20 protein-coding genes are annotated in these 16,834 nt (G+C 70.4%); 9 read left to right on the top strand and 11 right to left on the bottom strand.

The window, feature by feature from the left end:
- Nucleotides 1–44: 44 nt before the first annotated feature.
- Nucleotides 45–1,301 carry a glycoside hydrolase family 3 N-terminal domain-containing protein gene (locus ABD197_RS07835; RefSeq protein WP_344053278.1) on the bottom strand — a complete coding sequence of 419 codons (1,257 nt, stop codon included), beginning with the start codon at nt 1,299–1,301 and terminating at the stop codon, nt 45–47.
- Nucleotides 1,302–1,475: 174 nt separating this feature from the next.
- On the opposite strand from ABD197_RS07835, the gene ABD197_RS07830 reads away from it, so the two are divergent.
- A complete protein-coding gene (locus tag ABD197_RS07830) occupies nt 1,476–2,006 on the top strand; it encodes a hypothetical protein (RefSeq protein ID WP_344053276.1) in 531 nt (176 codons plus the stop codon).
- Between the two features lie 263 nt (nt 2,007–2,269).
- Here the strand turns inward: ABD197_RS07830 and ABD197_RS07825 are convergent, their stop codons facing one another.
- The gene (locus ABD197_RS07825) at nt 2,270–2,833 is read right to left on the bottom strand and encodes a dihydrofolate reductase family protein (protein ID WP_344053274.1); all 564 of its coding nucleotides are present in this window, start codon (nt 2,831–2,833) and stop codon (nt 2,270–2,272) included.
- 640 nt (nt 2,834–3,473) lie between these two features.
- On the opposite strand from ABD197_RS07825, the gene ABD197_RS07820 reads away from it, so the two are divergent.
- The 3 genes from ABD197_RS07820 (at nt 3,474) to ABD197_RS07810 (ending at nt 5,539) form a co-directional block, all read left to right on the top strand.
- The gene (locus tag ABD197_RS07820) at nt 3,474–3,677 is read left to right on the top strand and encodes a cold shock domain-containing protein (RefSeq protein WP_179435946.1); all 204 of its coding nucleotides are present in this window, start codon (nt 3,474–3,476) and stop codon (nt 3,675–3,677) included.
- 255 nt (nt 3,678–3,932) lie between these two features.
- Complete coding sequence (locus tag ABD197_RS07815; RefSeq protein WP_344053272.1) at nt 3,933–4,919, top strand: aggregation-promoting factor C-terminal-like domain-containing protein; 987 nt, start codon at nt 3,933–3,935, stop codon at nt 4,917–4,919.
- A gap of 65 nt (nt 4,920–4,984) precedes the next feature.
- Complete coding sequence (locus tag ABD197_RS07810) at nt 4,985–5,539, top strand: hypothetical protein (RefSeq protein ID WP_344053270.1); 555 nt, start codon at nt 4,985–4,987, stop codon at nt 5,537–5,539.
- Between the two features lie 905 nt (nt 5,540–6,444).
- On the opposite strand, the gene ABD197_RS07805 is transcribed toward ABD197_RS07810, so the two are convergent.
- The 3 genes from ABD197_RS07805 to ABD197_RS07795 all read right to left on the bottom strand — a co-directional run bounded on the left by ABD197_RS07805 (nt 6,445) and on the right by ABD197_RS07795 (nt 9,493).
- Nucleotides 6,445–8,139 carry an ABC1 kinase family protein gene (locus tag ABD197_RS07805; protein WP_344053268.1) on the bottom strand — a complete coding sequence of 565 codons (1,695 nt, stop codon included), beginning with the start codon at nt 8,137–8,139 and terminating at the stop codon, nt 6,445–6,447.
- A gap of 52 nt (nt 8,140–8,191) precedes the next feature.
- On the bottom strand, nt 8,192–8,797 hold the full coding sequence (locus ABD197_RS07800; RefSeq protein WP_344053266.1) for a PadR family transcriptional regulator: 606 nt from the start codon (nt 8,795–8,797) through the stop codon (nt 8,192–8,194).
- A gap of 96 nt (nt 8,798–8,893) precedes the next feature.
- Nucleotides 8,894–9,493 carry a MerR family transcriptional regulator gene (locus ABD197_RS07795; RefSeq protein ID WP_344053263.1) on the bottom strand — a complete coding sequence of 200 codons (600 nt, stop codon included), beginning with the start codon at nt 9,491–9,493 and terminating at the stop codon, nt 8,894–8,896.
- Between the two features lie 74 nt (nt 9,494–9,567).
- Between ABD197_RS07795 and ABD197_RS07790 the strand changes: the two genes are divergently transcribed.
- A complete protein-coding gene (locus ABD197_RS07790) occupies nt 9,568–10,062 on the top strand; it encodes a DUF4188 domain-containing protein (RefSeq protein ID WP_344053261.1) in 495 nt (164 codons plus the stop codon).
- Between the two features lie 7 nt (nt 10,063–10,069).
- On the opposite strand, the gene ABD197_RS07785 is transcribed toward ABD197_RS07790, so the two are convergent.
- From ABD197_RS07785 to ABD197_RS07775, 3 genes are read right to left on the bottom strand one after another with little or no spacing between them, the layout of a single operon-like run.
- A complete protein-coding gene (locus tag ABD197_RS07785; RefSeq protein ID WP_344053259.1) occupies nt 10,070–10,675 on the bottom strand; it encodes a GyrI-like domain-containing protein in 606 nt (201 codons plus the stop codon).
- Between the two features lie 5 nt (nt 10,676–10,680).
- On the bottom strand, nt 10,681–11,064 hold the full coding sequence (locus ABD197_RS07780) for a DUF3054 domain-containing protein (RefSeq protein WP_344053257.1): 384 nt from the start codon (nt 11,062–11,064) through the stop codon (nt 10,681–10,683).
- Complete coding sequence (locus ABD197_RS07775; RefSeq protein WP_344053255.1) at nt 11,061–11,801, bottom strand: sulfurtransferase; 741 nt, start codon at nt 11,799–11,801, stop codon at nt 11,061–11,063. The genes ABD197_RS07780 and ABD197_RS07775 overlap by 4 nt, the downstream gene beginning before the upstream one ends.
- A gap of 63 nt (nt 11,802–11,864) precedes the next feature.
- On the opposite strand from ABD197_RS07775, the gene ABD197_RS07770 reads away from it, so the two are divergent.
- The 4 genes from ABD197_RS07770 to ABD197_RS07755 all read left to right on the top strand — a co-directional run bounded on the left by ABD197_RS07770 (nt 11,865) and on the right by ABD197_RS07755 (nt 14,915).
- On the top strand, nt 11,865–12,086 hold the full coding sequence (locus ABD197_RS07770; protein WP_344053253.1) for a DUF1653 domain-containing protein: 222 nt from the start codon (nt 11,865–11,867) through the stop codon (nt 12,084–12,086).
- 80 nt (nt 12,087–12,166) lie between these two features.
- Nucleotides 12,167–13,957, top strand: coding sequence for a TIGR03767 family metallophosphoesterase (locus ABD197_RS07765; RefSeq protein WP_344053251.1), 1,791 nt, complete (start codon nt 12,167–12,169; stop codon nt 13,955–13,957).
- Complete coding sequence (locus ABD197_RS07760) at nt 13,954–14,310, top strand: hypothetical protein (protein WP_344053249.1); 357 nt, start codon at nt 13,954–13,956, stop codon at nt 14,308–14,310. Before ABD197_RS07765 ends, ABD197_RS07760 begins: the two co-directional genes overlap by 4 nt.
- Nucleotides 14,307–14,915: a hypothetical protein gene (locus ABD197_RS07755; RefSeq protein ID WP_344053247.1), complete on the top strand. Its 609-nt coding sequence runs from the start codon at nt 14,307–14,309 to the stop codon at nt 14,913–14,915. Before ABD197_RS07760 ends, ABD197_RS07755 begins: the two co-directional genes overlap by 4 nt.
- Here the strand turns inward: ABD197_RS07755 and ABD197_RS07750 are convergent.
- The 3 genes from ABD197_RS07750 to mmuM all read right to left on the bottom strand — a co-directional run bounded on the left by ABD197_RS07750 (nt 14,868) and on the right by mmuM (nt 16,831).
- Nucleotides 14,868–15,221 (bottom strand): TraR/DksA family transcriptional regulator, encoded by a 354-nt coding sequence (locus tag ABD197_RS07750; protein WP_344053245.1) that lies wholly within the window; start codon nt 15,219–15,221, stop codon nt 14,868–14,870. The genes ABD197_RS07755 and ABD197_RS07750 overlap by 48 nt on opposite strands.
- Nucleotides 15,218–15,859, bottom strand: a complete 642-nt coding sequence (locus tag ABD197_RS07745) for an NAD(P)H-binding protein (RefSeq protein WP_344053243.1) — start codon at nt 15,857–15,859, stop codon at nt 15,218–15,220. The genes ABD197_RS07750 and ABD197_RS07745 overlap by 4 nt, the downstream gene beginning before the upstream one ends.
- 66 nt (nt 15,860–15,925) lie before the next feature.
- Nucleotides 15,926–16,831 (bottom strand): homocysteine S-methyltransferase, encoded by a 906-nt coding sequence (gene mmuM, locus ABD197_RS07740; protein WP_344053241.1) that lies wholly within the window; start codon nt 16,829–16,831, stop codon nt 15,926–15,928.
- Nucleotides 16,832–16,834 lie beyond the last annotated feature (3 nt).

Genomic DNA, 16,834 nt, shown 5'->3' with positions numbered 1-16,834 from the left:
TTATCCCCCGCGCCCCCAGGGGAAACGACCCCGCCGGCCCGAGGTCAGACCGAGCAGACCGACACCGGGATCCCGTCGACCAGGCAGGTGTCGCTGCCCTCGCGGGTCTCGATCTGCCTGCTCAGGAACGGGCTGAGATCGGCGCGCAGTGTCATGACCCGCGCGGCGGCCTCGTCGAGCCTGTCCTGCGGGATCCTCCCGGAGCGCACGGCATCGGCCAGCGCGGCCGAGAGCCCGGGGACGCTGATCCCGAACGTCGACGGATCCGCCGGCAGTACGTACAGCAGCAGATCCGACCCTGCCGCGACCGCTCGTATCGCGTTCTCGCCGGCATCGGCGTACTCCGCGAGCCCGTTGTGCTGCAGCATGAGCATGTCGTCGGTCACGACGACCCCATCGAAGCCCAGCTCCTCCCTGAGGATGCGATGCCACACCGGCGACAGCGAAGCGGGCGTGGGATCGACGGCGGGGTAGGCGAGGTGACCCGTCATCACGAGGTCGACGTCCGCGTCGACGGCGGCGCGGAACGGGGGCGCGGCGGCGGCCCGCCATTCGTCGAGCGTGAGCGGAGCGGCCGGCACACTCGTGTGCGAGTCGCCCGGAGCGGCGCCGTGGCCGGGAAAGTGCTTGACCGTGCCGGCGACGGACCCCTGCGCCTGCTCCCCCGTGACCGCCGCGGCCACCCGGTCGCCGGCGGACTGTGGATCAGTGCCGAGCACGCGATCCCAGATGAAGGACGCGGGATCGGCCGTCACGTCCGCGACGATCCCGAAGTTGACGTTGATTCCGGATGCCGCCAGCACGTCCGCCCGCATGGAGAAGGCCGTCTGCGCGTCCGCTGCCGGCGCCGCGCGCAGCTGAGCCGGATCGGCTGCGGGATCCCACGGCAGCCGCTGGACGATGCCGCCCTCCTCGTCGATGCCGACCAGGGTCGCCGCATCGGATTCGACGTGCAGGGCGGACGTCAGATCGCGGAGCTCCTCGGGCGTGCCGGGGATGTTGTCGCCCATCAGGATGACTCCCCCGACGCCCTGATCGACCAGGGCGCGCAACGGGGCGGGATCCGTGCCGGGTGCATGGACCATGAGCAGCGACGCGGCTTTCTGCTCGAGCGTCATGCCCGCAAGCCGTCGGTCGACCCACGCGTGCGTGCGCTCCTGCGCGGACAGGGTGGGGACAGGCGACGGTGCCGCTGTCGGGGTCGTGTGCGCCGCCGGGGGCGTGCTCTCTGCGGCGCAGCCCGCGATCGTCAGCGCGGCGACGAGCGCACCGACCGAGATCGCCGTCCGCTTCGCACCCATTCGCGAGAGCCTAGCCCGCGATCCCGACGAGCGGCTGAGAGGACCGGTGCGATTCGCACCGGATGCCGAGCGCCGCGCGCGGGAACGCCGAGGTGTATCAGCATCCGTCGGGCGGTCCTCTTCTTCTCTGCAATGAGCCGGCCTCGGCGTCGGCCCGGATGGAGAGGAGTGATCATGACTGCCATCACCGGAATCCTGGTGCAGATCATCACCGGAGACATGGAGAACGCGGGCACCGACGGACGGGTCTACCTCGGGCTCGGCGGCAGGGAGTTCCGGCTCGACAGCCGAGCGAACGACTTCGAACGCGGATCGTGGCGCGAGTACATCCTCGGACGCGGTCCGAAGGAGCCCGACCTGCCCAGTCCGCAGATACGTGTCGAGTGGCCGGGGTTCAACGATCCGCGCATCGGCTTCGTGCTGGACACCGCGTTCCTCGATAAGAGTCCGGTCTACCTGCGCTTCGAACCGGTCGGCGAGGATCCGAACTGGAACCTGAAGACCGTGTTCGTGCTGGTGTACGTGGGCCAGAGCAGCTTCTACGGATACTTCACGACTCCTGCCGGGTTCGACAACCTCTGGATGGGCCACCCGATGGGCAAGATCGTCTACCTGACGTCGTCGTGGCGCCCCGAGCGCCCGAGGCCGGTGCCCGACAGCATCCGCACTCACCTGCCCGAGGTTCTGCGGACTCTCAGCGACTGATCCTCACCGCGCCCGCTGACCGCGCCCTCGGCATCCCCGATCGCGTGTGTCCTCGCGCCCGTCCCGTCCCCGCCGAAATGGTGGGTTCCCCGCCGAGATGGTGGGTTCCCCGCCGAGATGGTGGGTTCCCCGCCGAGATGGTGGGTTCCCCCGCGAGATGGTGGGTACCACCTCGCCGGAAAATGCACCATCTCGCGGGAACAGGCACCATCTCGCGGGAACAGGCACCTCCTCGCGGGAACAGGCACCACCCGGCGGGACAGTCAGCGCGCGCGGACGCGATGGTGGAGAAGGAGGACTCCGTTCGAGAATCGACGCTCCCCGAGGAGTTCGAGACCCACGCGCTGTCCACGCGGGAGCGCGGGCTTGCCCCCGCCGACGCTCACGGGGAACACGAAGAGCAGGCATTCGTCGATGAGCCCCCCGGCGAACGCCCGGGCGGCGAGGTCCGCCCCTCCGATCAGGACGTCGCCGGGGGCGTCGTGCGTGACTCGGCGGACCTCGTCATCGACGAATCGGCGCTCGATGCGCGTATCGGCGGTGCCGACCTCGGCGAGCGACGTCGAATAGACGACTTTGTGCGCGGCCTTCCACGCGGCGGAGAACGCGCCGAAACGATCGTTCTGGGCGCCGAGCGCGGCATCCGTCTCCCACACCGCCATCGACTCGTACAGGCGACGGCCGTACAGGAGCGTGTCCGCGGACGCAACGAGCTCGGTCTGGTGGTCGAAGAGCTCGTCGTCCAGCGGCAGCCAGTCGAATCGGCCCTCGTCGTCTTCGATGAACCCGTCGAGCGACATGTTCGTCACGTACTTCAGCACGCCCATCGAGGTGCTCCTTCCGACAGTCCAGCCTGACCCGCCGAACGGATGCTGTCCACCCTGGTCGTCGCGAAGGTTGACGGCACCTGCCGCCTCGCCGTCACATCGGGCGCGAGAACATCCCGCCGGGCCACCACCCAGGAACGCCTGTTACAGTGAAGAAGCCCACTCGGGTCTTGCGTCGTCACCCACTCCGCATAGATGCAGAGCCTGGACCAGACAACACGACGCCCGGATCGTTCTCCTGACGTCCGCCGCCACTCCCCTTCGATTTCGTGCACGAGCGTCCCCTGACGTCGCGCAGCTCCTGAAAGTTCTTTTGACCTCCGTCACCATCACCCCCTCCGCCTCGCGACCTCAGCCCGTCTGGCGACCGGCCGACTCCGATGTCTTCGTCGCGACCGTCGCCGACGAGTACGCGGGTTTCGTCGCGGCCACGGCACAGGGGCACGAAGCCCACGGCGCCCGCGGCGAGAACCTCGGTGTGCACGAGACCCGCGACCGGGCGCGAGCCGCTGTCGCAGCATCCGTCACGCACCTCGCCCCCACCCCCGCGGGTCCCCCGCGTCTGAAACGTCCGCTCCGCACACTGCGGCGCGGCACCCCTGGTCGCTCTCGCGGCCCGAAAAGTAAAAGGAATGACACGATGGCCACTGGCACCGTGAAATGGTTCAACTCCGAAAAGGGCTTTGGATTCATCGCCCCCGACGACGGTGGAGCCGACCTGTTCGCGCACTACACCGCGATCGCCGCGAGCGGCTACAAGGAGCTCACCGAGAACCAGAAGGTCGAATTCGACGCCGAGCGTGGCCCCAAGGGCATGCAGGCAGCGAACATCCGCCCGCTCTGATCTCGCGTCATCCGCACGGGTGTGAACCCGTGTGACAGACGACACCGGATGCCGTCGATTCTTCGGAATCGGCGGCATTCGCGTCTATACCCCACGCCCCTGATCAGCACTTTTCCGCGCGACGCTCACATGTAACGTTCAGGTAACGCACCGGACCTGTCCAGAAAACCCAGGAAGAGTCGGGGACTTGTGTTCGCCTCGCGGACGCACGGCGCCCGCCCGTGGGCGCGGATCTCTCATACGGAACCGGTTTTCATGCGCTCCAGCACCCCCACGTCCTCTGCCCGCCGCGCCCGCCGCATCGCCGAACGTCGCTCTCGCCGCCGCCCAGCGATCATCGCTGCGGGCCTCGCCTTCGCCGTGGTGGCCGCAACCGGAGCGGCTGTCGCCGTCCCGGTCACGTCCGCACAGGCCTCGGCCGCGGGAACGTCGCCGAGCTTCTCGCTCGCGTCGTACTCGGTGCCCCTGGACTCCCAGGTGGCTGCCTCCGCCGGCGACAAGACCACGATCGAAGCCCGCGCGGCTCTCGTGGCGGCGAAGATGGCCACCGCCGACGCCGCTCAGGTCACGACCGACATCCAGGCCTCGGGCCTCGATGTCGGCGTCACGAACACGACCGTCGACACCACGCGCCTCGAGAAGGCCGTCGACCGTCTCAAGGACGCCAGCATGCTGCCCGCGATGCTGGTCTCCGCGTTCAGCACCGAGGTGACGGATGCCGTCGCGGCGGTCGATGCCCGGACCAACGGTCTGCGCGGTCGGCTCGACGCCGCGATCGCCCTGAAGGCGGAGCAGGAGGCCGCCGCAAAGGCCGCCGCCGAAGCCGCTGCCGCCGCAGAGGCCGCTGCGGCTGCCGAAGCCGCCGCCGCCGCCGAGGCCGCCGCGGCCGAGCAGGCATCGAGCACTCCTTCGCCCGTCTTCGCCGGACCCGGCACGAGCGCCGGCGAGGCGCAGGCGATCGCCCGCGGCATGCTCGCCGGCTACGGCTGGGGCGACGACCAGTTCGGCTGCCTCGTGGCGCTTTGGGACCGTGAGTCCGGATGGAACTCGCAGGCGTACAACGCCGGCAGCGGCGCCTACGGCATCCCGCAGGCTCTGCCCGGCAGCAAGATGGCCAGCGCCGGCGCGGACTGGCAGACCAATGCCGCCACGCAGATCTCCTGGGGTCTGGGCTACATCGCCGGCCGCTACGGCAACCCGTGCGGTGCGTGGGATCACTCCGAATCCGTCGGCTGGTACTGACCTCCTGGCACAACCGAACGCCCCGGGATCCGCCGATCCCGGGGCGTTCGGTCGTACGATCAGGCATGGCGCACACGATGAACACCGGAACCATCGTCGCAATCGTCGGCGATCAGTCCGAAGAAGCCCTGGCCACGCTCGACGGCATCCGTGGAGTCGAGGTCCTGTCGCTGCAGGGCAGTGAACCGGCCCTCGCCACACGGCGGATCGCGGCATCCGCAACACCCTGGGTCGTGCATGACGCGGACCCGCTCGTGCACGTCGCCGCCGCGTGGGTGGAGCTGTTCGAAGCGCGCGCGACGCTGGAGACGCTCGAGGTCGAGGTGGAGACCGCGCTGTCCCTCTTCGAAGAGGGCGCCGCGATCATGCCCGATTACTACATCGTGCTCGAGCCGGAGGACGCCCCGGACACCTGGCGGCACTGGTGGTGCGGCGCACTCGGCCACCGCGCGCCGCAGCGCGTGATCGCCGCGCCCGCCCCGACGAGGCCACGGGATGCGGCGCTGCGACGCATGCTCGGAAACCTTCCGTCCTCCCGCCCGTGGCCGGAGCCCGCCGCGTGGCTCCCCCGCCTGCCCTTCGAGATCCCCGACCGCGTCGGTCTTCGGGATCTCGGGTGATGCCGGAATCCCCGCAGCCGCGGCGCTGGTCGTGGGCCTACGCCCTCCCCGCCGGGGCGGCGGGCGCCGTCCTCGGTCTGCTCCCCTGGATCATCGCCGGAGGCCGCCTCCCCGAGCAGGAGCTGTGGACAGCGACAACGACGGCCATGCCGTTCGTGCTGCTTCCCTTCAGCTTCACCTCGGTCGTCCTCGTCTTCTCGCTCCTCATCGTCGGCGCGACTGTCGCGGGCATCGCCGGGCGGATGCTGCGCGTGCGCGGTTGGGGCCTGCTGCTTCTCGTCCTCGGCGTCCTGATCGTGCAGGGTCTTGCGACCGCGCAGACGGCTACGGTGCTCCGCGCCGGCTTGCAGGAACGACTCGAATCCACGGTCTACCTCGCGGCCCTGGTCGCCGGGACGGTGCTGTCGATGCTTGTCGGCGCGATCGTGACGATCCTGGTCGCCGGCGCACCGCGCGCCGGAGCCCTGATCGGTCTCACGATCGGCGCGATCGGCATGGGCTCCTGGACGGCACTGCTGCTGGACCCGGGACGAACGGCGGAGGGCGTCTTCTCCGCACTGCTGCCTCTCACGCCGTGGATCGCCCCGGTGCTCACGGGAATCGCGATCGCGTGGACGGGCATCGGGACGGCGGGGCGCGTGATCGCCGCTCTCGCGGCCCTTGTGATGGTCTGGGTGGCTCCGGCGGTGACGACGGCGTTGTTCAACGCCCTCGGCAGTCGCGTGCTCCTGCGGTCCTCCTCGGACCTGATCGACTACGGCGTGGGCGTCTTCCAGGCCGCGCTCCTCACCCCCGAACTGGCGCTGCGGCCCGTCCTCGCCGCGGCCGGAGTTGCCGCGCTCGGACTCGGGCTGCGTGCACTCGTGGGGCGTCGGCGCCGCGGCGCGGCATCCGCCGACCCGCCGTCAGGGCAGGCGCCTGCCGATCCACCCGGCGAGCAGGGCGTGCAGCAGCGGGATGCCGGACACGACGATCAGGACGGTGCCGAACACCGCATCGTCGGCACGCACAGTCAGGCCCCCGACGAACAGCGCGGCGAACAGCACCGCTGAGATCACCCGCCGCATCGTCCGCTCGAGGCTGCCGATGCGACGCTCGAGCCGCGGGTTCTGCACAGAGAGCCGGCCGTCCTCGATGCGGGTCGTGAGATCGTCGAGGCGCTGCGGCAGGCGCGCCGCCGTCCGCACCGCCGTCACCGCCTGCCCGGCGAACGCCTGGACGACGTTGCCGCCCTCCTGACGGATGAGCTCCCCGGCATACGGCTCGACCGCGTCCCAGATGTTGAACGCGGGGTTGAGCGAACTGCAGTTGCCGGAGACGAGCGACATCGCGCGGATGATCAGGAGGAAGTTCTCGGGGAACTGGAACGGCAGCGAGCGGACCACGTCGCCGAACTCGATCGCGAACGCCCGGAACTCCCGCGGGTCGACCTCCTGCAGCTCCGCGAAGCCCATCCCGCCGAATCGCGCGAAGAGCGTGGTCATCGCCCGCTCGAGCTCGGTCGTGTCGGCCGACGGCAGCAGGACGCCCACTTCGCGGATGCCGTCGACCATCCCCTTGCCGTCGCGGGATGCCGCGGCGATGAGCACCCGCCGGAGCCCTCGGCGCAGCCCGGGAGGCACTTCGCCCATCATCCCGAAGTCGATGAACGTGAGATGCCAGCCCGGACCGGTGCCGTCGTCCGCGGACGCGTCCGGCGTCACGAAGATGTTGCCCGGATGGGGATCGGCGTGGAAGAACCCGTCACGGAAAAGCTGGTCGAACATGACCGACGCGAACGCGATCGCAACCTCGGACGGGTCGATCCCCGCCGCCCGCAGCCCGTCGACGTCGTTGAGCTTGATCGCGGTGACATCCTGCAGCGTCAGCACGCGACGCGTCGTCCGCTCCCACACGACGTCGGGCACGCCGACCCGCCGGTCACCGGCGAAGTCGGAGGCGAAGTGCTCGGCGTTCGCGGCCTCGTTCAGATAGTCGATCTCCTCGAGCGACGTGGCCGCGAACTCCTCCACGAGCGCCGGCGCGTCCACCCGGTCGGACACGAGACGGATGCGACTGAGCCACCCGCCGACCTTGCGCAGGGCGCGCAAGTCGACGTCGACGATCTGGTCGATGCCGGGGCGCTGGATCTTGACCACGACCTCGCGGAGCCCGGACTGCTCGGCATCGGCATCCGACAGCACCGCCCGATGCGCTTGTCCGAGGGATGCCGCCGCCAGCGGCGCCGGGTCGATCCAGGCGTACGCGCGCTCGAGCGGCACGCCGAGCTCGGCTTCGGCGAGCGTCCGGATCGCTTCGAAGGGCACCGCGGGCACCTCGTCCTGGAGGCCCTCCAGCTCTTTCGTGATCTCGGGCGGGAGGACGTCCAGGCGCGAGGAGAGGAACTGGCCCACCTTGATCATCAGCCCGCCGAGGTCGACGGCCAGAGCGTGGAACCGACGGGCGATGCGAGTGAGGCGCGCCGCGCGACCGCGGGCGGACAGGGAACCGAGACCGATGCGCGGCAGGAACAGCTCGTACCACCACGCCTGGGCGAGATAGCGCGCGGCGAACCGCGTGATGCGGCGATAGCGTGCGCGCATCTCACCGGCGTCGGTCATCGGATCTCCAGGGGTGCGCGAAGCTCAGGGCCGACGTGCGGCGGGCACGGATTCAGTCTTGGGCGAGGATGGAGAAAAGCTTACGGCGCGCGTCATCGAGGACGGCGACGGCTTCCTTCACCTGCTCCGCGCTGCCGGAGCGCCCGACCTGAGCGACCGCCTGGGCAAGGTCGATTCCGGCCTTCGGGAGCGCCGTGGTCCGGCCGCTGTCGCTGAAGCCAATCCGGGAGCTCGAGCCCACCCACGGCGCCGACTTCTCCGCTGCAGCATCCGCGACTTCGCGTCCCTCTTCGGTGAGCGAGTAGGTCTTGCGGCCGCCGGATTCCTCGGCCTTGATGAGACCCTCGTCGGCGAGCAGCTGGAGCGTCGGGTACACCGAGCCCGGGCTCGGCTTCCAGCTGCCGCCGCTGCGCTCCTCGATCTGCTGGATGATCTGGTAGCCGTGCATCGGCTTCTCCGCGAGCAGCGCCAGGACGGCGCTGCGCACGTCGCCGCGACCCATCCGCGTGGATCCGCCGCCGACCTTCTGCTCGAACTGGCCACGGAGCTGCTCCATCGCCTCCCAGAGCCCCGCCATCGGCCAGCCCTGTCCGGAGCCGCGCGATCCTGCGCCTGCGCCGCTGCCGCCGAACCAATCGCCCATGTTCGAACCGCTCATGATGACCTCCTTCAGGCTGGCTCCGGCTGAGCTCAGCGATACTCAACGATATATCGCTCAGTATCGGCGAGGGGCGGTTCGGGGCAATCTGCCAGGTCAGCCGAAACGCTCCGCGGACGCCACCTGCTGGGCGACGCGGCGAAGGGCGAGCAGAAGCGGCTCGACGATCACCGATCCGAGGACGACGTATCGGACGGCCGCCTCCAGCGACTCCGTCGGAACCCCGGCGATCTCGGCGTCGGCGATCGCACGGATCGAACGGAGATAGACCGGCATGACGTCGGCAGGCACCTCGAACCCGGCCTGCTCGATCCCCTCGAGCGCGCGCGCGACCGCGCCGAGCACCTGCTGATCGCACATCCCCGGCCGCCACCCGAGACCTTCCGCCAGAGCCTCGGCGGCCGACAGATCGATCTCGCGATCCAGCGCCGGGGTGATCGCCGCGTGCGCGACTCCGAGGAGGTGGTGCGCCTCCGGGGGATCATCGAGAGCCGAGAGGACGGTGCGCGTCGTCGCGATACTGACCCCGGAGTCGACGAGCGCACGGACGAGGCGCAGGCGCTCGAGGTGAGCGGTCTCGTAGTCCGCCTGGGTCGCCGAGAGTCGCACGCCCTCGGGAACGAGCCCTTCGCGCAGGTAGTACTTGATCGTCGGCACTGCCACTCCGCTCCGGGCGGACAGCTCTGAAATCCTCATCGAGCCCCCTTGACTTCGATAGTAGCGCTATCCAATATAGATAGTAGAACTATCCAATCGGAGGAGGAGCCCCCGTGAGCAAGATCATGATCGGTCGTCATACCCATCAGCACGACGGCGAACTCGTCGTCTTCCACATCGGAATGCAGATCAACCGCTGGTGGCGACCCGACCTGTGGATGCCCGCGTTCACCGCGATGCCGCGCATGCTGCGCGAGCTGAGCATGGATCCGGACTCCGGTTTCCTGGGATACGAGCTGCTGATGGGCGCCGGCGGACCGTACGTCGTGCAGTACTGGTCCTCGATCGAGAAGCTCTACGCGTACGCGTCCGCACCGACGGCGGAGCATCGTCCCGCGTGGTCGCGATTCAACAAAGCGGTGCGCAAGGCGCCTGGGGCGGTCGGCATCTGGCACGAGACTTTCCTGGTCGATCGCGCCGAGAGCATCTACGTGTCGACGAAGCCGATGGGTCTGCCCAAGGCGACGCGCTCGGTGCCGATCGAGCGCAACCACGACCGCGCGCGGGCGCGCTTCGCCGACGGCCGGACGGCGGCGCCGGCCGCCTGACCGGCGCTCAGTTCGCGGCATCCGACACCGGTTGGCGCAGGATCGTGCGCAGCTTCGACGGGTCCGCGCGCCGCGGATCGCTCAGGTAGATCTCGTGGTGCCGCCCCGTCATCCGCAGCCCGCGAGACGGGATCACCTCCGCGTGCAGCTTCTGCAGCACCGGCCCCTCACTGTCGAACGACCCGACGTGAAGGGTCTGCACGCACCGGCCCTCCGACAGGGTTTCGAGCCGCACGCGCTCCGCAGCCGCCGACGCCGCCTTCGCGCGCCCCCCCGCGAACTGCTCCGCGGTGATCCAGTCGGGCGTCAGGATCATCGCGGTCCATTCCCATGCCGATTTGTCGCGCGCGGCGGTGAAGCTCTGCATGTCCTCCGCCCACCACAGCGCCTCGAGCGGCATCACGACGTAATCGCGATCGAGCTCCTTCTTGCTGAGGAACTTGAGCGGATAAGCGATCGAGTACAGCGCCGTGAGAGCCTCGCCGAACACCGGCCCGTTGGGATCGCCGCGCCCGTCGATCATGAGGAACCGCAACGGCGGCACGTCGACGGTGTCGAAGACGCCGGTGCGCGCGCGGTAGCCGACGATGTCCTTCTTCAGATCGACCTTCATGGATCTCACCTCCTGCGCGCGCGGACCCTTCGCACCACGACCGCCACGACGCGCCACCCCACGAGCGTGACGAGCAGCGTCAGGGTTGCGACGATGATGAACGCCAACGCGATGCCCTGACCGGATGCCGCACGCAGCAGCATGCCACCCACCACGGTCACGACCCACACCCCGAGTCCGGTCCGCACCGGCGCTGCGGGTCGCCGCCAGCCGAGCGTCACGAGCCAGCCGGCGACGAGCCCCGCCAGGAAGGGCCATGCGGTCCCCCAGAGCCCGGCGAGCACAGCGGAGTCGTGGCTCGCCCGCCCGAGTGCGGCGAACACGACGACCAGCACGGCGTCCAGACCGAACGCGAGGGCGACCGATCGGCGGGAGGGACGCGCGGTCACGCGTGCTGCTCCCGCGGCGTGAGTTCGGGCGTGAGCGCCTCCCGCTCGTCGAACACGAAGCACTCCCCCGTCCAGTGCGCGCCGCCGGCCGCCGCGAAGTAGCCGAGGATGCCTCCCTCCAGCTGAAGCGCCTCCACACCTTCGGACCGCAGGTACAGCGCGGCCTTCTCGCACCGGATTCCGCCCGTGCAATAGCTGACGACGGTCTTCCCCTGCAGGTCGTCGCGGTGGCGGGCCGCGGCAGCCGGGAACTGCGTGAACCGCTCGATGCGCCAGTCGACGGCACCGTCGAACGCGCCGTAGTCGACCTCGAACGCGTTGCGCGTGTCGATCAGGACGACCTCTCGTCCTCGATCATCCACACCGGCATCCAGCCATCGACGCAGCGTGAGCGGATCGACCGCCGGCGCGCGGCCTCCCGCGGGCTGGATCGTCGGGTGGTCCATACGGATGATCTCGCGCTTGACCTTCACGAGCAATCGTCCGAACGGCTGCTCGCGCGACCAGCTCTCTTTCGCGGCGAGCGCCGCGAACCGCTCATCGCGGCGCAGGTCGTCCAGGAACCCGCGAACGGCATCCGCGGCGCCGGCGAGGAACAGGTTGATGCCCTCTTCCGCCAGCAGAATCGTGCCCTTGAGCCCGCTCGCCTGGGCACGCTCGCGCAGCACGGGCTGCAGCGACGCCGGGTCGGCGATCCGCATGAAAAGGTACGCCGAGACGTTCAGGACCGAAGACACCGCACCAGCGGACGTCGCGTCCTGCGGCGTCCCCGGCCGCCGGACGCCGCGTACACTCCGAGCGTGACCGTACACGCACCCCTCGAACCCGGCCGGTACCGCCACTTCAAGGGCGGCGAATACGAGGTGATCGGCACGGCGCGGCACAGCGAGACCGAGGAAGAGCTGGTCGTCTACCGGGCGCTCTACGGCGAGGGCGGCCTCTGGGTACGCCCCCGCGCGCTGTGGGACGAGCCGGTGCACCGAGACGGATACGACGGGCCGCGGTTCCGACGCGAGGACTGAGCGGGATCCGGCCCCCGAGCCGATAAAGTACGACTCGAAACGCCCATGCGAACTCGCCGCGCACCCGAATGGACGACACGATGGCAGGTCTCTCGCGACGCCAGTTCCTGGCGCGTACCGCTCTGCTGGCTGCCGCGACCGGGGTCTCCTTCGACCGGCTCGGGCCGCTTCTGCACGCCGGGTCCGTCCGCGCGGCATCCGCCGTCGACGTGCCGACGACGCTCGCTCAGACGATCCTGCAGGGCGGCGTGCAGAAGGGCCGCTACCGCACGCTCGTGACCGGTCCCGGCGAGCCGTACATTCCGCGGCTCGACGTCCTGCGCGCGACCGCGAACCCCGACCGCGCCGCCGCGAGACGCTCGCTGCTGTACCTGGGCCATCTCTCGGATCTGCACGTGATCGACGCGCAGTCCCCGGGTCGCATCGAGCCGATGATCGTCCAGGACCACTCCGCGTGGGGGTCGGCCTTCCACCCGCAGGATCCGATGAGCGTCCACACGACCGCGGCGATGGTCCGCGCGTTCTCGGACGCGCGGTACAGCCCGCTGACCGGTGCGCCGATGAGCGCCGCGATCGTGACGGGCGACAGCGCCGACATGCACTCGCACCTCGAGCTGCGGTGGTACATCGATCTGATGGACGGGCTCACCGTGAATCCGGCGAGCGCCGGCGCGACCTACCAGGGCGTGCAGGCGTGGGCGGAAGCCGTGTGGGCGTACCGGCCGAAGGATCCCGCCGGCGGTGCGTTCGGAGAGTACGGGTTCCCGACGCTGCCGTCCCTGTTGGCCGAGGCCATCGCGACCCCGGTGCCTTCGGTCGGCCTTCCCGCACCCTGGTACGCGGTGTACGGCAATCACGACACCCTGCTGCTGGGCACGTTCGACCTGAGCCCGCCGCTGCACGCCCTGGCGATCGGCGGCCGGAAGTCGTACACGCTCGAAGCGACGGCCGGCAGCGTCCTGGCAGGGTACGCCGCGACCGGGAGCGCCCTGCAGCAGGCCGGCGACGCGCTCGGTCTCGCGCTCGGGCGCAGCGGCTTCCGATCCGTGCCGGCCAATCCCGCGCGGCGCCTGTTCGAGCAGCGCGAGTTCATGGCCGAGCACTTCCGCACCGAGCCCACTCCGGGCCCGGTTGGACACGGCTTCACGCAGCGCAACCTCGACACCGGCGAGACGTGGTGGAAGACCGACCTCAGCCCGCATGTCCGAGCGTTCGGCCTCGACACGTGCAACCAGGTCGCCGGCCCCGACGGTGCCGTGCCGGACACGCAGTTCCGCTGGCTCGAGAAGGAGCTCGAGCAGGCGCAGGCAGAACAGAAGCTCGCGCTGATCTTCAGTCACCACAACAGCCTGACCCTCGAGAACCGGGCGCAGCGCCCCGGAGAGACCGAGGTGCTGCACGGCGCCGAGGAGTTCATCGACCTGCTGCTGCGCTTCCCCGTCGTGGTGGGGTGGCTGAACGGCCACACCCACCTGAACCAGATCCTCGCCCACACCTCCTCCTCGGGCGGCTTCTGGGAGATCACGACCGCGTCGTGCATCGACTTCCCCCAGCAGCAGCAGGTGGTCGAGATCGTCGACAACCGCGACGGGACCCTGTCGCTGTTTACGACCGTGCTCGATCACGCCTCCCCCGCGGTGCCCGGCACCGGCGGCTCCTCAGCGGATCTGGCCGCCCGCAGCCGCGAGTTCGCGGCGAACGACTGGGCCGAGAGCCCCGACATGCGTCGCGGGTCGCCGCTGGATCGCAACACCGAGCTCCTGCTGAAGGCGCCGTTCGACCTGTCGAGGATCACGGATGCCGCCCTGGAGGCCCAGCACATGACCGAACGCGCGCGCATCGTCGCCTACGAGGACAGGATCGACGCATGAGCGGTCGCACGCGAATCCCGTTCGCCCTGCTCGCGGCGGGCGTCCTCCTGCTGACCGGATGCTCGCAGGTCGCGGCGATCGCTCCGGTCGGCGGGGATCACCTCGCGGAGGTCCGCTTCGCGGCGATCGACGTGCTGGTGGCATCCGGTACCGAGCTGCTCACGGCTCCGGACTGCACGACCGAGTCCGACGGCGCGATCTCGTGCACCGGCGAGACGCTCGCTGGCGAGGGCATCACCGTGCTCTCCCCCGCCGACGACCCGGCCTCGGTCACGGTCACGGTCGGCGACGTTGTGCTCTACCAGGGCAGCATCCAGGAAGCCCTCGAGAAGGCGCTGAGGCCCGCCGGATGAGCGCCTGGCGCATCGTCGCGCGGGGCTGGCGCGTCTTCGTCCCCGTCGTCCTGATCAATGCCGTCGTGCAGGCGGCGACCGTCGCGCCCGCGCTCACCCCCGAGCCGGGCGCGGGATTCCTCGCGCTCGCCGCCGCCTCGTTCCTCGCGTTCAGTGCCGCGTCGGCGGCCGTCGCGGTCGCGGCTCGTGCCGCCGTCGTCGGCGGGCGGATGCCGTGGCCGCGCTGGTGGGTGTGGTTCGGGTCCGTCCTCGCGGTGCTCGCGATGACGGCATCCGCTCTGCTGAGTCCGATCGCCGTGCCGTTCGCCGCGGTGCTCGCCCTCGTCGTCATGCCCGGGATCGCCGCCGGAGACGGGCTCGCGGGCGTCCGGGTGTTCGCACGACGGCCGTGGCGGGCGATCCTGCTCTCGATCGGCTCGCTGCTCTCGATCGTCGTCCTCTGGGTCGGCGCGCTGCTGCTCGGCTTCTTCATCACCGGAGCGATCGCGGCGTTCGCGACCTGGCTCGTGAGCGGTGCGATCGCTGTGGTACTCGTCGGCGCCTGGACGAGTCTGGTGTCAGAGACGGCTCGCGCAGGGCACGCACAGCACGGCAGCCGGCCGTAGCCGCAGACGCTCGATCGGGATCGGCTGACCGCACGAAACGCAGATCCCATACGACCCCGCGCGCCGCCGCTCGAGGGCGACGTCGAGATCCGCGAGCTCCTTCTCGGCATCCGCCCGCTGGCCCTCCGCCCGTGACCACTCCGTCGACAGGGTGGACCCCTCCGGATCGTGCTCGTCGTCGTCGTTGGCGCCGGCGCGCGCGGCGCGGATGACGTCGAGCCGCTCCTGCAGCGCGGCGAGCCGCTGCCGGACGTCGTGCAGCGCCTCCGCGATCAGAGCGTCGAGGTCATCGTCGGGGGCGCTCACCCGATCGCATCCGAGATCGGGACGTCGCCCGAGTTGAAGCGGATCGTCCGCCCGATCGTGGCGGGGGTGGCGAGCACGTCCGCGATCACCGCCGCGACGTCCGCGCGCGGGACCGAAGCCGACTCGGCGGCACCGACGTCGATCCGACCGGTCGGCTCGTCGAGGGTCAGCGCGCTCGGGGCGAGGATGGTGGCGGACAGCGCGCTCTTGCGGAGGTGCGCGTCGGCGGCCGCCTTGGCCTCGGCGTAGGCGAAGAAGGCGTCGTCGGGGTCGACGCCGTGGTCGGGACCCGCGCCGAAGTAGGACACCATGACGTAGCGGTCGACCCCCGCCCGCTCCGCCGCATCCATGGAGCGGATCGCCGCGTCGCGGTCGACCGCGTACGTGCGCTGCGGGCTGCCGCCCCCGGCGCCGGCGGACCACACGATCGCATCCTGCCCGGCGAACAGATCGGCCAGGTCCGCGATGGAGAGGGTCTCGACGTCGGCGACGACGCCCGTCGCGCCCGCGGACTCGACGTCGATGACGTGATCGGGGTTCCGCACCACGCTGGTCACCTCGTGCCCTCGCTCGGCGAGCAGGGGGGCCAGCAGCAGGGCGATCTTTCCGTGCCCGCCGATGATGAGAATGCGCGACATGAGTGCCTCCGATCGGTGAGCTTCCACGCTACGTCGCCACGGCCGTCCGCGGGGCGCAGTACGCGCTCAGCGCACGAGCCGGCGGGCGACGGCCGAGATCTGATCGGGGCCGACGCGGCAGCATCCGCCGACCAGTCGCGCCCCGCCGGCGGCCCAGTCGCCGGCATGCGCGGCGATCTCGGATGCCGACCCCGACCAGGCGCGCTCCTGCGCGTGCCAGAGCTCGCCGCTGTTGGGGTAGACGACCCCGGGAAGTCCGCCGCCGGACGCCCGCAGCGCGGCGAGCGCCCCGGTGATCTCGGCCGTGTCGCAGCAGTTCACTCCAGCCGCGACGATCTCAGGGACGCCGGCGGCGAGCGCGAATGCGTCCGCGAGGTCATCGCCCGCGCGCAGTCTGCCGTCTGCGACCGTGACGCTGACCCAGGCGGGGATGCCGATGCCGTCGAGTTCGGCCGTGATCGCCTCGACTTCGACGAGAGAGGGCACGGTCTCGATCGCGAGGACGTCCGGCGCCGCAGCGGCGAGCGCGGCGAGCCGCGGCCGATGCCATTCGCGCAGCTCGTCGACGGTCCGCCCGTACGCGCCGGTGTACTCGCTGCCGTCGGCGAGCGCTGCGCCGTACGGTCCGACGGATGCCGCGACCCACGCCTCGTCGGCGCCGAGTCCCGCGTCCTCGCGCGCCTGTCGCGCGAGTTCCACGCTGCGATGCAGAGCCCGCTCGACGTCGGCGTGGTCGAATCCGGCGGCCGCGAGACCGGTGTGGCTCACCTGGTACGACGACGTGATCGCCACCCGCGCGCCCGCGTCGAAGTACTCGCGGTGAGCGCGCCGGATGGCATCGGGGTCTTCCAGGAGGAGCCGGGCCGACCACAGCGACGAACTCATGTCGTGGCCGTGCGACTCCAACAGGGTTCCGAGACCGCCGTCCAGCACGATGGGGCCGACGGCGAGGGCGGCGACGAAGGAGGACATCGC

Origin of the sequence: Microbacterium lacus (genome assembly GCF_039531105.1) — a bacterium.
GTDB lineage: Bacteria > Actinomycetota > Actinomycetes > Actinomycetales > Microbacteriaceae > Microbacterium > Microbacterium lacus.
Note: the sequence above shows the minus strand (reverse complement) of the source record. Positions and strands in the feature narration are given on the sequence as shown.